This is a genomic window from Streptomyces sp. NPDC088810, from assembly GCF_044750305.1.
Taxonomy (GTDB): Bacteria; Actinomycetota; Actinomycetes; order Streptomycetales; family Streptomycetaceae; genus Streptomyces.
Map to the genome: position 1 here is coordinate 579,697 of NZ_JBIVJQ010000004.1, position 14,704 is coordinate 594,400.

General features: G+C 71.3%; 17 protein-coding genes and 1 pseudogene. 5 read left to right on the forward strand and 13 right to left on the reverse strand.

The features are described 5' to 3' along the window. Nucleotides 1-51 precede the first annotated feature (51 nt). Nucleotides 52-1,047, forward strand: a complete 996-nt coding sequence (locus ACIP4Y_RS17320) for a chitinase (protein WP_401393698.1) — start codon at nucleotides 52-54, stop codon at nucleotides 1,045-1,047. 19 nt (nucleotides 1,048-1,066) lie between these two features. Here the strand turns inward: ACIP4Y_RS17320 and ACIP4Y_RS17325 are convergent, their stop codons facing one another. From ACIP4Y_RS17325 to ACIP4Y_RS17340, 4 genes are all read right to left on the reverse strand, one after another. Beyond that, nucleotides 1,067-1,669 (reverse strand): imidazolonepropionase-like domain-containing protein, encoded by a 603-nt coding sequence (locus ACIP4Y_RS17325; RefSeq protein ID WP_401393701.1) that lies wholly within the window; start codon nucleotides 1,667-1,669, stop codon nucleotides 1,067-1,069. Nucleotides 1,670-1,676: 7 nt separating this feature from the next. Further along, nucleotides 1,677-2,876 carry a cyclic dehypoxanthinyl futalosine synthase gene (gene mqnC, locus ACIP4Y_RS17330; RefSeq protein ID WP_401393704.1) on the reverse strand — a complete coding sequence of 400 codons (1,200 nt, stop codon included), beginning with the start codon at nucleotides 2,874-2,876 and terminating at the stop codon, nucleotides 1,677-1,679. Nucleotides 2,877-2,949: 73 nt separating this feature from the next. Then, nucleotides 2,950-3,717: a prepilin peptidase gene (locus ACIP4Y_RS17335; protein ID WP_401393966.1), complete on the reverse strand. Its 768-nt coding sequence runs from the start codon at nucleotides 3,715-3,717 to the stop codon at nucleotides 2,950-2,952. A 51-nt stretch (nucleotides 3,718-3,768) separates the two neighbouring features. Further along, nucleotides 3,769-4,617, reverse strand: a complete 849-nt coding sequence (locus ACIP4Y_RS17340) for a menaquinone biosynthetic enzyme MqnA/MqnD family protein (RefSeq protein WP_401393707.1) — start codon at nucleotides 4,615-4,617, stop codon at nucleotides 3,769-3,771. A gap of 287 nt (nucleotides 4,618-4,904) precedes the next feature. On the opposite strand from ACIP4Y_RS17340, the gene ACIP4Y_RS17345 reads away from it, so the two are divergent. Continuing rightward, entirely contained in the window at nucleotides 4,905-5,108 is a 204-nt protein-coding gene (locus ACIP4Y_RS17345; protein WP_003992177.1) for a cold-shock protein, read from the forward strand. A 102-nt stretch (nucleotides 5,109-5,210) separates the two neighbouring features. Here ACIP4Y_RS17345 and ACIP4Y_RS17350 read toward each other — a convergent pair whose 3' ends face one another. After that, nucleotides 5,211-5,774, reverse strand: coding sequence for a helix-turn-helix domain-containing protein (locus ACIP4Y_RS17350; protein ID WP_401393710.1), 564 nt, complete (start codon nucleotides 5,772-5,774; stop codon nucleotides 5,211-5,213). Between the two features lie 69 nt (nucleotides 5,775-5,843). Here ACIP4Y_RS17350 and ACIP4Y_RS17355 point away from each other — a divergent pair, with 69 nt between their 5' ends. Further along, nucleotides 5,844-6,545 (forward strand): AzlC family ABC transporter permease, encoded by a 702-nt coding sequence (locus ACIP4Y_RS17355; RefSeq protein WP_401393713.1) that lies wholly within the window; start codon nucleotides 5,844-5,846, stop codon nucleotides 6,543-6,545. Then, entirely contained in the window at nucleotides 6,542-6,856 is a 315-nt protein-coding gene (locus tag ACIP4Y_RS17360) for an AzlD domain-containing protein (RefSeq protein WP_401393717.1), read from the forward strand. The genes ACIP4Y_RS17355 and ACIP4Y_RS17360 overlap by 4 nt, the downstream gene beginning before the upstream one ends. On the opposite strand, the gene ACIP4Y_RS17365 is transcribed toward ACIP4Y_RS17360, so the two are convergent. After that, nucleotides 6,853-8,487 carry a serine/threonine-protein kinase gene (locus tag ACIP4Y_RS17365; protein WP_401393720.1) on the reverse strand — a complete coding sequence of 545 codons (1,635 nt, stop codon included), beginning with the start codon at nucleotides 8,485-8,487 and terminating at the stop codon, nucleotides 6,853-6,855. The genes ACIP4Y_RS17360 and ACIP4Y_RS17365 overlap by 4 nt on opposite strands. A gap of 85 nt (nucleotides 8,488-8,572) precedes the next feature. Here ACIP4Y_RS17365 and ACIP4Y_RS17370 point away from each other — a divergent pair, with 85 nt between their 5' ends. Then, on the forward strand, nucleotides 8,573-9,205 hold the full coding sequence (locus ACIP4Y_RS17370) for a class I SAM-dependent methyltransferase (protein ID WP_401393723.1): 633 nt from the start codon (nucleotides 8,573-8,575) through the stop codon (nucleotides 9,203-9,205). Here the strand turns inward: ACIP4Y_RS17370 and ACIP4Y_RS17375 are convergent. The 7 genes and pseudogenes from ACIP4Y_RS17375 to ACIP4Y_RS17405 all read right to left on the reverse strand — a co-directional run bounded on the left by ACIP4Y_RS17375 (nucleotide 9,161) and on the right by ACIP4Y_RS17405 (nucleotide 14,542). Next, nucleotides 9,161-9,418 carry a DUF397 domain-containing protein gene (locus tag ACIP4Y_RS17375; RefSeq protein WP_401393726.1) on the reverse strand — a complete coding sequence of 86 codons (258 nt, stop codon included), beginning with the start codon at nucleotides 9,416-9,418 and terminating at the stop codon, nucleotides 9,161-9,163. The two genes, ACIP4Y_RS17370 and ACIP4Y_RS17375, sit on opposite strands and share 45 nt — an antisense overlap. A gap of 14 nt (nucleotides 9,419-9,432) precedes the next feature. Then, nucleotides 9,433-10,038, reverse strand: coding sequence for a DUF5753 domain-containing protein (locus ACIP4Y_RS17380; protein ID WP_401393969.1), 606 nt, complete (start codon nucleotides 10,036-10,038; stop codon nucleotides 9,433-9,435). A 21-nt stretch (nucleotides 10,039-10,059) separates the two neighbouring features. Further along, a pseudogene (locus ACIP4Y_RS17385) lies at nucleotides 10,060-10,173 on the reverse strand (helix-turn-helix domain-containing protein); the annotation flags it as partial. Nucleotides 10,174-10,428: 255 nt separating this feature from the next. Beyond that, nucleotides 10,429-11,310 carry a LysR family transcriptional regulator gene (locus ACIP4Y_RS17390; protein ID WP_401393729.1) on the reverse strand — a complete coding sequence of 294 codons (882 nt, stop codon included), beginning with the start codon at nucleotides 11,308-11,310 and terminating at the stop codon, nucleotides 10,429-10,431. A gap of 165 nt (nucleotides 11,311-11,475) precedes the next feature. Next, nucleotides 11,476-11,958 (reverse strand): hypothetical protein, encoded by a 483-nt coding sequence (locus ACIP4Y_RS17395; protein ID WP_401393732.1) that lies wholly within the window; start codon nucleotides 11,956-11,958, stop codon nucleotides 11,476-11,478. A gap of 10 nt (nucleotides 11,959-11,968) precedes the next feature. Beyond that, nucleotides 11,969-12,094 carry a hypothetical protein gene (locus ACIP4Y_RS17400; RefSeq protein ID WP_401393735.1) on the reverse strand — a complete coding sequence of 42 codons (126 nt, stop codon included), beginning with the start codon at nucleotides 12,092-12,094 and terminating at the stop codon, nucleotides 11,969-11,971. Nucleotides 12,095-12,601: 507 nt separating this feature from the next. Then, on the reverse strand, nucleotides 12,602-14,542 hold the full coding sequence (locus ACIP4Y_RS17405) for an AMP-dependent synthetase/ligase (protein ID WP_401393738.1): 1,941 nt from the start codon (nucleotides 14,540-14,542) through the stop codon (nucleotides 12,602-12,604). Nucleotides 14,543-14,704: the final 162 nt, after the last annotated feature.

Genomic DNA, 14,704 nt, shown 5'->3' on the forward strand with positions numbered 1-14,704 from the left:
CGGCTGGGAGAACCCGCGGGGCTCACGGTCCGGTGTGAGAGATTCCCCTGCATGAGGAGACCACTGGGGCCGATCGCCGCGTTCGCCTGTGCCGTCGCACTCGCGGTGACCGGCTGCTCCAAGGGGGCCGGGAGCACGGCGGCCGAGAGCACGCCCGACTCCGCCGTCCACTCCCCCGGCTACGCGCCCTACGTCAGCGCCACCGAGGCCGCAGCCACCGACTCCGCCGGTTCGCCGGGCACGTACAACCTGGCCTTCGTGATCTCCGGCGGCAGTGGCTGCACCCCGAAGTGGAACGGCACCGAGGCCGTCACCGACTCCGCCGTGACGTCCCGGATATCGGCGTTGAAGAAGAACGGCGCCACCGTCCGCGTCTCCTTCGGCGGGGCTTCCGGAAAGGAGTTGGCCGCCACATGTGACAACGCCGAGGAACTCGCCGACGCCTATGCCGAGGCGCTGGACGCGGCCGGTTCCACCGCGGCCGATTTCGACATCGAGGGCGACGAACTGACCGACTCCGCGTCCGTCGCGCTGCGTTCGCGGGCGATAGCCCGGCTGCAGAAGGAACGGCCGGACCTGGACGTCTCCTTCACCCTTCCGGTGATGCCGTCGGGACTCGACGCGGACGGCCTCGCGCTGCTGGAGTCGGCGAACACCTATGACGTCCAGGTGTCCACGGTCAATCTCATGACCATGAATTACGGCGAGTCGTACGGCGGTGACATGGGTGACTACGCGCTGACGTCCGCGAAGGCCGCGCACGCGCAACTGAAGACGGTGTTCGGGCTCTCCGACGCCGGGGCGTGGCGGGGGATGGCGCTCACGTCGATGATCGGGGTCAACGACGTGGCCGGTGAGACGTTCACGCTCGCCGACGCCGGTCAGGTGCGGGCGTTCGCGGAGCAGAAGGGGATCGCGTGGGTGTCCATGTGGTCCGCGTTCCGGGACCGCCAGTGCGGGGGCGCATCAGCTGCGGAGGACGCGTTGACCGTGTGCAGCGGGGTGAAGCAGGAGAAGGGGGCGTTCGGAGAAGCGTTCGCCGGGTGACGTACGGGTGGGGCGCTCCTCAGCGCCGCCGGAACACCAGCCTCCCCGCCACCACCGTGGCCACGCACGTCCCCGCCCCCCGCTCGGTCAGCTCCGCCTCGTCGCGGACGTCGAAGACGGCGAAGCGGGCCGGGGAGCCCGGGGCCAGGGCGGGCGGAGTCGTGGGCGGGGCGGAGGCGAGCGGGTCCAGGGAAGGGACGCCGGTGGAATGCGGCCGGCGGGGCAGGAGTTCAAGGCCGGTGCGCTGTACGGCGTCCCGTACCGCGCGGTGGCGCAGCGGTGCGCAGGCCGCCGCGACCGTGCCGTGGGCGAACATGCGCTGCACCCCGCGCCGGGCGCTCGCGCCCCAGCGGGCGTCGTCGAGGGCGAGGGCCGTCAGCGCGTCCCCGGTCAGCGGCTCGGTGCCGAGGGCGTCGGCCTCCCGTGGGTCGGGGTGGTACGTCTCCTCCAGCAGTTCGGTGCCGTGGAGGTTGACGAAACCGGGCGTGAGGATGCCGGGCCAGCTGCGCACGCGCGCGTGCGGGTGCGCGGCGGCCAGCTCCTCCAGGGGCCCGACGGCCTCGATCCACTCGCCCTTGACGAGGACGGCGTGGCCCCGGGAGTCCGCGTGGATCGTCAGCACAAGGCGCCTAGTTCGACGCGAGCAGCTTCAGCTCGGGGTGGGCGGTGCCGCCCTCGATGGCCGTGGAGGAGATGTGCGAGACCACGCGGTCGTCGACGGGGTCGTTCGCCGGGTCCTCGTGCACGACCAGGTGCTCGTACGTCGTGGACCGCTGGGCCGGGACCCGGCCGGCCTTGCGGATCAGGTCGATGATCTCCAGGCGGTTGGAGCGGTGCTTGGCGCCGGCCGAGGAGACCACGTTCTCCTCCAGCATGATCGAGCCGAGGTCGTCGGCGCCGTAGTGCAGGGACAGCTGGCCGACCTCCTTGCCGGTGGTGAGCCAGGAGCCCTGGATGTGCTGGACGTTGTCCAGGAAGAGGCGGGCGATCGCGATCATCCGCAAGTACTCGAAGATGGTCGCCTGGGTGCGGCCCTTGAGGTGGTTGTTCTCGGGCTGGTAGGTGTACGGGATGAAGGCGCGGAAGCCGCCCGTACGGTCCTGGACGTCCCGGATCATCCGCAGGTGCTCGATCCGCTCGGCGTTGGTCTCGCCGGTGCCCATCAGCATGGTGGAGGTGGACTCGACGCCCAGCCGGTGCGCGGTCTCCATGATCTCCAGCCAGCGCTCGCCGCTCTCCTTGAGGGGCGCGATGGCCTTGCGGGGGCGCTCGGGGAGCAGCTCCGCGCCGGCGCCGGCGAAGGAGTCCAGGCCGGCCTCGTGGATACGGGTGATGGCCTCCTCGACCGACACCCCGCTGATCCGGGCCATGTGCTCGACCTCGGACGCGCCCAGGGAGTGGATGACCAGCTGCGGGAAGGCTTCCTTGATGGCGCGGAAGTGCTTCTCGTAGTACTCGACGCCGTAGTCCGGGTGGTGACCGCCCTGGAACATGATCTGGGTGCCGCCCAGTTCGACGGTCTCCGCGCAGCGGCGCAGGATGTCGTCCAGGTCGCGGGTCCAGCCCTTCTCCGTGTCCTTGGGGGCCGCGTAGAAGGCGCAGAACTTGCACGCCGTGACGCACACGTTCGTGTAGTTGATGTTCCGCTCGATGATGTACGTGGCGATGTGCTCGGTGCCGGCGTACTTGCGGCGGCGTACGGTGTCGGCGGCGGCGCCCAGGGCGTGCAGGGGGGCGTCACGGTAGAGGACGAGCGCCTCTTCCGGGGTGATCCGCCCACCGGCAGCGGCACGGTCGAGGACAGACGTGAGGTCGGCCTTCTCGGTCACCAGGGCGTCCCTTTCTTCAAGGGGGTGTGGACGGACCGAACCAGCCTACGCCAGCCGTTTCGACCCAAAGACGTCAGGCCGCGTACGCGCCGATCAGGAGCCCGGTGAGCGCGCCGGCCAGGAGGAACGGGCCGAACGGTACGGCCGTCTTGCGGCCCGCGCGCCGGGCCAGGACGAGCAGACCGCCGTAGAGCGCACCGAGCAGGAACCCGGCGAAGGTGCCGAGCAGCACGGTGGGCCAGCCGTACCAGCCGAGTACGGCACCCGTGCCCACCGCGAGCTTCACGTCGCCGAAGCCCATGCCGCCCGGGTTGACGCGGTACAGCACGTAGTAGCCGGCGCCGAGCGCGAGGGCGCCGTAGAGGGCGGTGCGCCAGTGGCCGGCGTGCTCGGGGAGCAGGGCGGCGAGGCCGAGCAGGGCGAGGGCGGTGGCGGCGAGCGGGAGGGTCAGCGGGTCGGGCAGCCGCTGCACCCGGAAGTCGACGGCGGCGAGCAGCACGCCGACGGGCGCGAGCAGCAGCCAGACCGCCAGCTCGGGCCGGGTGCCGGTGGCGGCGGCGAGGGCGGCGCAGACGAGGGCGCCGACCGTGGCGAGGAGGAGCGCGGAGGGAGCGTACGGCTGGTACGACGTGACAGGCGTGCGCGCCGGAGCACCCGCACGCGCGCACTCCCCGCACCGGACCCCGCCCAGCCACCCCCGGACCGGATGGCGGCCGTCCGGGCAGCGGTCGCGCCACGGCTCGCCGGACGGGACGGCGAAGCGGTAGGCGGCGCGGGGCAGCAGCGTGCCCGTCAGCGCGCCCCACACCGCGGCGACGAGTACCAGCACCCCCGTGGTCACCCCGCCCACGCTTTCCCCCCTCGGCCGGCCTGTCCCGGGTTCCTACCCCGTTCAGGGCTGGAGCAGTTCCACCTTCACGTCGGCCGGGAAGCCGGTGGTCGGCCCGACCCGGCGGGCGAACTCGGCGACGGCCTCCAGCTGCGGGGCGCCGAAGCTGAAGTCGAGGGTGGTGAAGTACTGCTCCAGGGTGGCCTCGTCGAACGCCTCCCAGCGGGCGGCCTGTTCGGCGACCTTGTGGACCTCTTCCAGGGAGAGGTTGCGGGACTCCAGGAAGGCCTCGTGCACCTTGCGGGTGATGAAGGGCTCGCGTTCGAGGTAGTCGCGGCGGGCCGCCCACACCGCGAAGACGAACGGCAGGCCGGTCCACTCCTTCCACAGCGCGCCGAGGTCGTGCACCTGGAGGCCGTAGCGGGGGCCGTCGAGCAGGTTGGCGCGCAGGGCCGCGTCGCCGATGAGGACGGCGGCCTCGGCCTCCTGCATCATCAGGCTGAGGTCGGGCGGGCAGGTGTAGTAGTCGGGCTGGACGCCGTAGCGGTCGGCGAGCAGGAGCTGGGCGAGCCGGACCGAGGTGCGTGAGGTCGAGCCGAGGGCGACCCGGGAGCCGTCCAGCCGGTCCAGCGGGAGCTGCGAGACGATCACGCAGGACATCACCGGGCCGTCGCAGCCGACGGCGATGTCGGGGAAGGCGACGAGATCGTCCGCGTTGCGCAGGAACTCGACCAGGGTGACGGGCGCGATGTCGAGGTCGCCGAGCACGAGCCGTTCGCTGAGCTTGTCCGGGGTGTCCTTGGTCAGCTCGAAGTCGAGGAGCGTGCCGGTTCTCGCGAGCCCCCAGTACAGGGGCAGGCAGTTCAGGAACTGGATGTGGCCGACACGCGGCCGGGTGCGAGAATTGTCCACATCGCGAGACTAGACCCCGGGCGCTACGGTGCCCGTACCGGCCCCACTTCCAAACGGGCTAGCGGACGTTCAAACCTCCGGGTGAAGTGATCTTGACCTCTATTGCTTTCGGCTGTCCGGATGCTAGGCTTGCCGCAAGTTGCAGTTTGGTTTCCCTTGCAGTACAGAGCCTGCGGAGCATGTAACCGCGGGCTCTCGTCGTTTTCAGACGAATGCAGTCGTGCAGCACCGTTTCGCACTTGCAGGTTCTGGAGGCAGGGCAACCCTTTTGAGCCCAAGGAGGGCTTATGGCTACCGGAACCGTCAAGTGGTTCAACGCCGAAAAGGGCTTTGGCTTCATCGCCCAGGAGGGCGGCGGCCCCGACGTCTTCGTTCACTACTCCGCGATCAACGCCTCCGGCTTCCGCTCCCTCGAGGAGAACCAGCAGGTGAGCTTCGACGTGACGCAGGGTCCGAAGGGCCCGCAGGCGGAGAACGTCACTCCCGTCTGATCACTGCCTGATCGCAGAACCTGAGTGCAGTACCCAAGGAGCCCCGCGCCATCCGGCGACGGGGCTCCTGCCTTTCCCCGTTCATTTCGTATTCACGGACGCTCACACGTGCTGCATGATCAGCACGAACCTGGTCCCGGCCGCGAGCGCCTCGTACGCGTGAGGCACGTCTCCCCGGTACGACATGTAGTCCCCGGGGCCGAGTTCCACGGCCCCGCCGCGCGGCCCGGCTTTCACCGTCCCCTCGCTGACCACGATGTGCTCGACGGTCCCCGGAATGTGGGGCTCCGAGTCGCGTACGGTCCCTGGCTCCAGCCACACGTAATAAATGTCCCTGCGCGCCCCCGGCGGGCTCGCCGACAGCAGGGCGGCCACATAGCTCGACCGCTCTGAGCCGACCGTGGGCCCCTCGCCGGCCCGGATCACCTGGACGCTGGGCGCCGGTGACTCCACCAGCGCGCTGAACGGCACGCCGAGCGCGACCGCGAGCGCCCAGATGGTCTCCATGCTCGGGTTGCCGCTCGCCGCCTCCAGCTGGGACAGCGTGGACTTGGCGATCCCGGCGCGCTTGGCCAGCTCGGACAGGGACAGGCCGGCACGGCCGCGCTCGCGCTTGAGGGACGCGGCGATCCACTCCATGGGCAGCCGGACGGGCACCTCGGACATGGGCGTTCGCTCCATCGGTATGATCGTTCGCCTTGACGGACAGGGCGCTAACTGTCCATGGTAGAAAACATGCGTTCGGTACAGCGAACAGCCGGGAAGGTCGCCCACGGCTCACTCGTCCGCGACAGCTCGCTCGTCTGGCTGGCCAGCGGTGTCGTCGGCGTCTCCTTCGGCGCGGTCTCCGTCGCCGGCGGGCTGCCGGTGTGGGTTCCGGTGCTGATGTCCCTGGTGGTGTACGCGGGGTCGGCCCAGTTCAGCGCGGTGGGCGTGCTGCTCGCCGGGGGCGGCCCGGTGGCCGCCGTGGCGACCGGGCTGCTGCTCAACACCCGGACGGCGGCCTTCAGCCTGGCCGTGGCCGAGATCCTCGGCACCGGCCGCGCGTCCCGCTTCCTCGGCGCCCACCTGGTCACCGACGAGACGGTGGCCTTCGCCCTCGCCCAGCCGGACCCGGTACGGCAGCGGCGGGCGTTCTGGATATCCGGGCTCGGCCTGTTCGCCGTGTGGAACCTCGGCGTCCTGGCCGGCGCGATGGCGGGCAGCGCACTGGGCGACACCGCACGCTACGGTCTGGACGCCGCCTTCCCCGCCGTGCTGGCCGCCCTGGTCCTGCCCACGCTCCGCGCGGATTCGACGGTACGGCGGTGTGCCCTGCCCGGCGCCGCCCTGGCCCTGGCGGTCACGCCCGCCGTCCCGGCCGGGGTCCCGGTCCTGCTCGCCCTCGCCGGGCTCCTCCTCCACCGCAGCCCGACCACGGACGGAGCCACCGCATGAACACCACGCTCGCCGTGATCCTCGTCCTGGCCGTCGGCACGTACGCCTTCCGGCTGGTGGGCCCGGTCCTGCACGGCCGGGTCACGGTCCCGCCGCGCGTCCAGGAACTGGCCGGCGCGGGCGCGGTGGTCCTCCTGGTCGCGCTGCTGGCCACCGGCGCTCTCACCGAGTCCGGCGGCTTCGCCGGCTGGGCCCGCCCCGCCGGGGTGCTGGTGGGCGCCGCCCTGGCCTGGCGCCGGGCCCCGTTCGCCGTGGTGGTGCTGGCCGCGGCGGCGACGACGGCGCTGCTGCGGCTGGCGGGGGTGGGTTAGGCGGCGTTCCGCCAGACGGTCAGGTCGGCGGTCAGGAAGGCGATGTCCGGCATCGCGGTGGACTTCGTCTGGATCACGTACAGCCCGATGTTCCCCTCGGTGTCCTTCATGCAGAACTCGGTCCCGGGCGCCGCCGCGGCCAGCGTCCAGCTGTGCCTGTCGGCACTCCTGAGCATGAGACGGCACTCGTCCAGGGTGGTGCCGTGGGCGCCGAACATCTGCATGAACACCACGCTGTCGCTCTTCAGTTCGCAGCCGGCCGCCCGGCAGTCGAAGCGGATGTCCCCCTTGCGGTCCTTCCGCTCGGGGTTCTTGTCCCCGAGGCTCAGCGAAGTCTTCGCGTCCAGCCACACCTGCGCGAACCCCTCCGGCCGCGGTTCCCGGGGCGAGGCCGAGGCCGAGGGCGCACTGTCACCCGCCCCCGGGTCCGACGCCCGGGAGGAGCCCGGCGCGGAGCCCGACGAGGACGCCGACGCCCGTGCGGACGCCGCCTCGTCGACCGGCGAGGAACCGGTCGCCACGGTCCGCCCGCTCGACCGGTCCCGCGCGTCCATCACCGTCCACGCCAGCAGCGCCACCAGCAAGGCACCGCCCAGCACGCCGACCACCGAGATCAGCGCGGCGCGCCGCCGGCGGGCCGTGCGCTCCTGCGGCGTCAGCTGCGGCCACCCCGTCAGCGGCTGCGGGTACGTGACGAGCGGCTGCGGGTGCACCCGGGTGGGCTCGGGCACCGGCGCCGGGACCGCGACCTCCGGCCCGGTGATCTCCCGCCACACCGCCGGTCCCCCGCCCGCGTCGGCATCCGCCCCCAGCCGCTGCCGGCACCACTCCACCACCTCCGCCGGAGTGGCCCGCTCCGCCGGGTCGGCGGCCAGACACCGGGCCAGCAGCGGACGCAGCGGCTCGGGCAACAGGTCCAGGTCGGGATCGGAGTGCACGATCCGGTACAGCACGTTCAGGGCCGGGCCGTCGCCGTACAGCGGCCTGCCGAGCGCGGCGAACGCGGCCGTCTGCCCGAGCGCGAAGACGTCCGTCGCCGCCGTCACCTCGTCCCCGGCGGCCTGCTCGGGCGCCATGAACGACGGCGTGCCGATCGTGCCCCCGGTGGCCGTGTACGACGTTCCGTCGGCGGCCAGCGCGATACCGAAGTCGATCACCCGGGGCCCGTCGGCGGCCAGCAGCACGTTCGACGGCTTCAGGTCCCGGTGCACGATCCCCTCGGCGTGGATCGCCTGCAACGCCTCGGCCACCCCCGCCATCAGCCACAGCACCGCCGCCACCGGCAGCGGCCCCCGCCGGGCCACCGCCTCCGTCAGCGACGGCCCCGGCACGTACAGCGTGGCCAGCCAGGGTGGTGTGCCGTCCGCGTCCGCATCGATCAGCTCGGCGGTGTACGCCCCCCGGACCCGCCGGGCCGCCGTGATCTCCCGCCGGAACCGCCGCCGGAAGTCCGGATCGTCCGCCAGCTCCGGTCGTACGACCTTGAGCGCGACCGGCCGGCCGCCCTGGGTGTGCGACAGGTAGACCCGGCCCATACCGCCGGCGCCCAGCCGGGCGGCGAGCCGGTAACCCGCCACCACCGGAGGGTCGTCCGCCTGGAGTGGCTGGAACACACCCGTCACCTGGTCCATCGGCCGATACCCCCCGCTGCGATGCTTTGGCCAAGGGCAGCAGCCTAAAGGGCGGTGTCGGTCCCGCCCGCTACGGTCCCTCCCCATGACCGACACCCGCGCCTTCTACGACACCATCGCCGAGGACTACGCCGACCACTTCCGCGACCCCCTGGCCGAACGGCCCCTGGAGCGGGCCCTGCTCAGCGCGTACGCCGAACAGGTCGGTCCCGACGGCCCGGTGGCCGACCTCGGCTGCGGCCCCGGCGACGTCACCGCCCACCTGGCCGGCCTGGGCCTGTCCGTCTTCGGCCTGGACCTCTCGGACGCCATGATCGCCATCGCCCGCCGCACGCATCCCGCGCTGCGGTTCGAGCAGGGCTCGATGCGGAATCTCTCCTTGGCCGACGGTTCGCTGGCCGGGGTGGTCTCCTGGTACTCCAGCATCCACACACCTGTGGACGAACTCCCCGAGCTGTTCGCCGAGTTCCACCGCGTACTGGCCCCCGCGGGCCGGCTCCTGCTCGCCTTCCAGGTCGGTGACGTACCGCTCCGCCTCGAACGCCCCTTCGGCCACGACGTGACCCTGGACTACCACCGGCGCCACCCCGAGCAGATGGCCGAGCTGCTCTGCGGCGCCGGCTTCACCCTCCGCTCCACCACCGTGCGCGAGCCCGAGGTGACGCGGGGCGAATCACCCGTCCCGCAGGCGTTCCTTCTCGCCCAGAAGGAAGGCTGACCAGGCGGACGGGGTGACGGTGAGGTGGGCGGCGAGGGGTTGCTTCGAGTCGCGGATGTGGATGGCGGTGGGGTGGGTGGCGACTTCGACGCACTCGCCGCCTTCGCCACCGCTGTGGCTGGATTTGCGCCAGCTGTAGGCGAGTTCGAAGCACTCGCCGCCCCCGTCGCTGCTGTAGCTGCTCTTGAACCAGCTGAGTTCGACACTGCTCATAGCCGTCCCCGCAGTTACTCAATCAGGTCCAGCGACTCGCTGGGACGCAGGGCCTGCGCTCTCAGGAGCCCATAACGTTCGGCCAAGACGCCCACTTCTTCCGCGTCGCTGATGAGCCGTGGATACGTGTGGATCTCCACGTACGCTACCTGTTCCCCTTTGCGGACCGTCAGTAGGTTGAACGGCCCGCCCATGCTGGGCTGTTCCGCGCGGTCCATCGGCATGATCTGAAGCTCGACGGTCCGCAGGCTGCCGATCCTCAGCAGGTTCTGGAGTTGCTGCGCGTGCACCTCCGGGCCACCCAACGGGCGCAGCAGCACGCTCTCGTCGAGTACGAAGCTGAAGGCGGCGGATGGCCAGACGTCGAACTTCTGCTGTCGGGCCATCCGGTCCGCCACCCGTTTCGCCATCGCCTCCTCGCTCAGCAAGGGCCGCCACTGCGCGAACACGGCCTCGGCGTACGCCTCCGTCTGGAGCAGACCCGGCACCAACAGGTTGCTGTAGACGTGCAGGGCGGAGGCCTGCTCCTCCAGCGCCGCATAACCCCGGTACCACTCGGGATGCCGCGTCCGCGCCTTGGTCATCGCCTCCTCCACCTCGGGGATGACCGCGATGAACATGCCGTTGGACCCGAGGATCTCGTCGGCCCGCCGCAGGAACTCCGGCCTCGGCGTGCGTACCCCTCGCTCCATGGCGGAGATCTGATCGGGGCCGTACCCCACCAACTGACCGAACTCCCGCTTGTTCAGCTGGGCCCGCTCCCTCGTGGTCTCCCCTGGTCAGCGTAGGGAGAACTGACCACGCTCGGTGATGTGAACGTATCGACGCCCCGAAGCGCCCGTCTGGCCCGTCGGCTCACCGGTGCCGCGCTCGCCACCTGGGGATACCCGCATGACGGTGGCGGTTGGAGGACGAGAACGGCCGGGGTCTCGTCGTCGTACAGGTGCTCGCGAAGCTGTGGGGGGTGTCCGAGCGGGACGTCGGCAAGACGGTCTGGGTGGAGTTGGCGCTCAGCGCAGGGCGGCGACCGTGTCCGCGAAGGCCCGGGCCGGCGGGCTGAGCGCGTCCCAGCGGCGGACGGCCCAGCCGACGGGGAGGGGACGGAGACCGGGCAGGGGGACCATGCGCAGTGGGCCGTCGCCGGGGACCGGCAGGCCCGGTACGGCGGGTACGACCGCCCTGCCGATCCCCAGCTCGGCGAGCAGCAGGGCCGTGTCCCAGTCGGCCACGTTCGGCTCGTAGGCGAACCGCACGCCCCGCTCGGCGCACGCCGCCTCCAAGTGGGCGGCGGATGTGGAGTTCGGGGGGAGCCGGATGACCCGGGCGTCCGACAGCTCCGCAGGGTCCAGGTGCGGGCGGCCGGCCAACGGGTCGTCCGCCCGGACCGCGAGGAGCCACGGCAGCTCCACGACCGTCCGCTGCTCGATGCCCCGGACCGGCGGGCCGATGGTGATCCAGGCGAGGTCCAGCGTGCCGTCGGCGAGGGCGTCGAAGCTGCCCCGGCCCGAACTGACCGTGCGGAACTCCAGGTTGACCTTGGGGTGCCGACGACGGAACGCGACGACCGCGTCGGACATGAAGTGCCGGACGGTCGTCGCGCCGGTGGCCACGCGGACGTACCCGCTGTGGCCGTCGACCAGGTCGCGGAGCTGTCGTACGGCGACGTCCAGGGCGTTGACGCCCTCGGCTGCGGCGGTCTCCAGTATCCGTCCGGCCTGGGTGGGGACGACCCCGCGCGGCTGGCGTTCCAGCAGGGCCACCCCGGTCTCCCGCTCCAGCCGCTTGACGTGCTGGCTGACCGCGGACTGGGTGCGGCCGAGGTCACGGGCGACCGAGCTGAGGCTGCCAGCACGGCACACGGCGATGAACACGCGGAGGTCTTCCAGGGTCACAACATCCAAGCTATCACTGGGGTTTGACGAGGAAACCCAAGGATTGACTGGGCTCAGCACAGCGCGCGAGGATCGTGAGCGGGCCGCGACCGACCCAGGCGGCAACCCGCTCCCCGCCCCACCGAGTCCGGACGAGGTGGGACCAGCGAGGAGCGGGTGCCGACCCTAACGCCCTACGGTGATGGCCCACCGGACGCCGGAGGGTGCGGTCACCCTTACCGTTCCCTGTGCGCGGGTGTGCTTCAGGTTCAGCTGGTTGTAGGTGCTGCTGACCTCACCGGCGACGCACTTCAGCGGGAAACGAAGTCCAGCCGGTTCGACCCGGACGGTCAGCTCACCCTCGCCTTGGCAGTTCACCATGACGGAGAGAGGCCCGGCTTTGAGCCCGCCCTTGATGTCCATCTCCCTGTTGCCGGTGACGTTCGCCGCCTTCACGACGACATTCCCGTCCGGCAGGGTGGGTGCCTTGGTGACGGACTCACCGGCGACGTGCTCGGCGCGACCGGGTGTTGGCGACTGCGTCGAAGAGGATGCCGAGGAGGGGGACGACGCGTGCCGGGCGTCCGGCGTAGCGCCGTCGCTGGCGGTGCAGCCGACAGTGAGTGCGGCTACAGCGGCCAGCACCGCTGCGGGCATCAGCTTTCCCACAGGTACCAACCTACAGCCAGTAGCTCTTGCCCGTGTGCTTGATCCGCCATACGCCATATGTCGCGTGGGTGGACTTGTGGGACGGGGTGTCCACCGAGATGGAATTCCCCAGCTTGGCCGTGAGCTTGGCGGACACCGTCACCTCGTACTTGGCCTTGACTCTGGCGAGCAGCGTGCCCACCGACGTCTCCAGCTTGCCGGTGACGGCTACACCTACCTCGCCGGTGACCTAGGACGTGAAGGTCGACTTGGCGGTCCTGGACGTGTCGTTGTAATTCGAGTTGGTGGGGCCGACGGCCCGGTGATACTTACGGCCCTGCTTGGTAGGAATGTAAACGCCGTGAGCGGGACTGCAGTCCACGCCTGCCGGCACATCCCCAGGAAGCGGCGGCTTGGCCTCGGACGCAGGTTCTTCCGGCTGCTTGTCCACCGCATCTGCAGGGACTTCGGTGACATCTTCCTCAGGCTGTTCCGGCGGAGAGGTGTTGACGACGGGGTCATCGGTTTGTGCAGCCGAAGAAACGGGCGGCGGTGCCTCTTCGGCCAACGCGGGGCCGGCCAAGGCGGTACACAGCAGGCGTGCAGGGGCATGCCGGAGGCGAAGGCTCCGTCGGTCTTCTGAGGAAGAACTGAGGACGAGGGTTCAGCGCTCGTACAGCGCCTCCACGTGGGCAGCGAAGTCCCTGAGGATGCTGTCCCGGCGGAGTTTCATCGACGGAGTGAGGTGACCGGCTGCTTCTGTGAAGTCCACGGGGAGGACGGTGAAGCGGCGGATGGACTCGGGGCGGGAGACCATGCGGTTCGCCTCGTCGATCGCTCGCTGGAGGACGGCCGTCAGTTCCTCGTCGCCGGACAGGAGTTCCGGCGGTACCGGGTGCTTGCCGATCATCTGGCGCCAGTGCGTGATGCCGTCGGGGTCGAGGGTGATGAGGGCGGCCACGAACGGGCGGGCGTCGCCGACGAGCATCACCTGGGAGATCAGCGGGTGCTGGCGCAGCCAGTTCTCCAGCGGGGCCGGGGCCACCGACTTGCCGCCCGCCGTGATCAGCAGTTCCTTCTTGCGGCCGGTGATGGTCAGGTAGCCCTCGTCGTCCAGTTCGCCGATGTCGCCGGTGGGCAGCCAGCCGTCCCGGGTGGCCGGCACCACCCCGCCCGCCTGCGGGTCCCAGTAGCCGCGCAGCACATGGTCGCCGGCGAGCAGGATCTCGCCGTCCGCCGCGATCCGCACCCGCGTGCCCGGCAGCGGCCAGCCGACCGTGCCGAGGCGGGGCTTCAGGGGCGGGGTGACCGTCGAGGCGCCGGTCGTCTCGGTGAGGCCGTAGCCCTCGAAGACCTGGATGCCGGCGCCGGCGTAGAACGCGGCGAGGCGCCGGCCGAGCGGGGAGCCGCCGCAGATGGCGTACCGGACGCGGCCGCCCATGGCGGTGCGGATGCGGCGGTAGACGAGGGGGTCGTAGAAGGTGCGCTGCGTCTTCAGGGCGCGGCCCGGACCGCTGCCGGTGCCGGTCTGGTGGGCCTCCAGCGCCTCACCGTAGCGCCGGGCCACGGCCGCCGCGCGGTCGAAGACCGACGCCCGGCCGCCCGCCTCCGCCTTGGCGCGCGCGGAGTTGTAGATCTTCTCCAGCATGTAGGGGATGGTCAGCAGGCAGGTCGGCCTGAAGGCGGCCAGGTCGGGGAGGAGGTCGTCCGGGGCCAGGCTGGGCGCGTGGCCGAGGCGGACGCGGGCGCGGACGCAGGCGATGGCCACCATCCGGCCGAAGACGTGGGACATGGGGAGGAAGAGCAGGACCGACGGGTCTTCGTCCTTCGCCTTGAAGACGGGGTAGAGGAGTTCGATCGCGTTGTCGACCTCGGCGAAGAAGTTGCCGTGCGAGAGGGCGCAGCCCTTGGGGCGGCCGGTGGTGCCCGAGGTGTAGATCAGCGTGGCGAGCGTGTCGGGGCCGAGCATGCCCCGGCGTACGCCCACCTCCCCCTCCGGCACCGGCGCGCCCGTCTCGGCGAGCCGGGTCACGTGGTCCTTCTCCATCACCCACACATGGCGCAGGTCGGGCAGGTGTGCCAGCTCCGGGCCGATGGCGGCGGCCTGGGCGGCGGTCTCCGTGACCAGGGCGACCGCGCCGGAGTCGTGCAGGATCCAGCGGGTCTGGAAGACGGAGGAGGTCGGGTAGACCGGGACCGTGACCAGGCCGGCGGCCCAGGCCGCGAAGTCGAGCAGGGTCCAGTCGTAGGTCGTACGGGCCATGACGGCGATCCGGTCGCCGGGCATCAGGCCCTCGGCGATCAGGCCCATGGCCACCGCCTGTACTTCGGCCGCGAACCGAGCCGCCGTCACGTCCGTCCAGCCGCCGTCGGCCCGCTTGCGGCTGAGGACGACCTGGTCGGGTGCCGCCTCCGCGTTCTCGTACGGCAGGTCGGCGAGGGAGCCGTGGGTGACCGGCGGCGCGAACGGCGGGACCGACGCCTCCCGTACCGCGCCGTCCAGCCGGCGTATCCCGGGCTCGACGAGGACCGGGCGGCCGTCGTAGTCGGTGGCGGAGACGTGGGTGCCGGAGGAGGCGGGCGGGGTCGGGTACGGCGTGGACACGGGCGGCTCCTCTGGCGTGCGTGCACCTGCGGCCGGCCCCGGCGCGGACAGGGGTTACCGCTGGTTAGGCAGGTGATCGTACGGCTCCACTGTGAGGGGGTTGTGCGGGTTCGGGAATGGTCCGGAGTCGGGGATGTGCAGCCTCGCGGGTCATGTGACGGG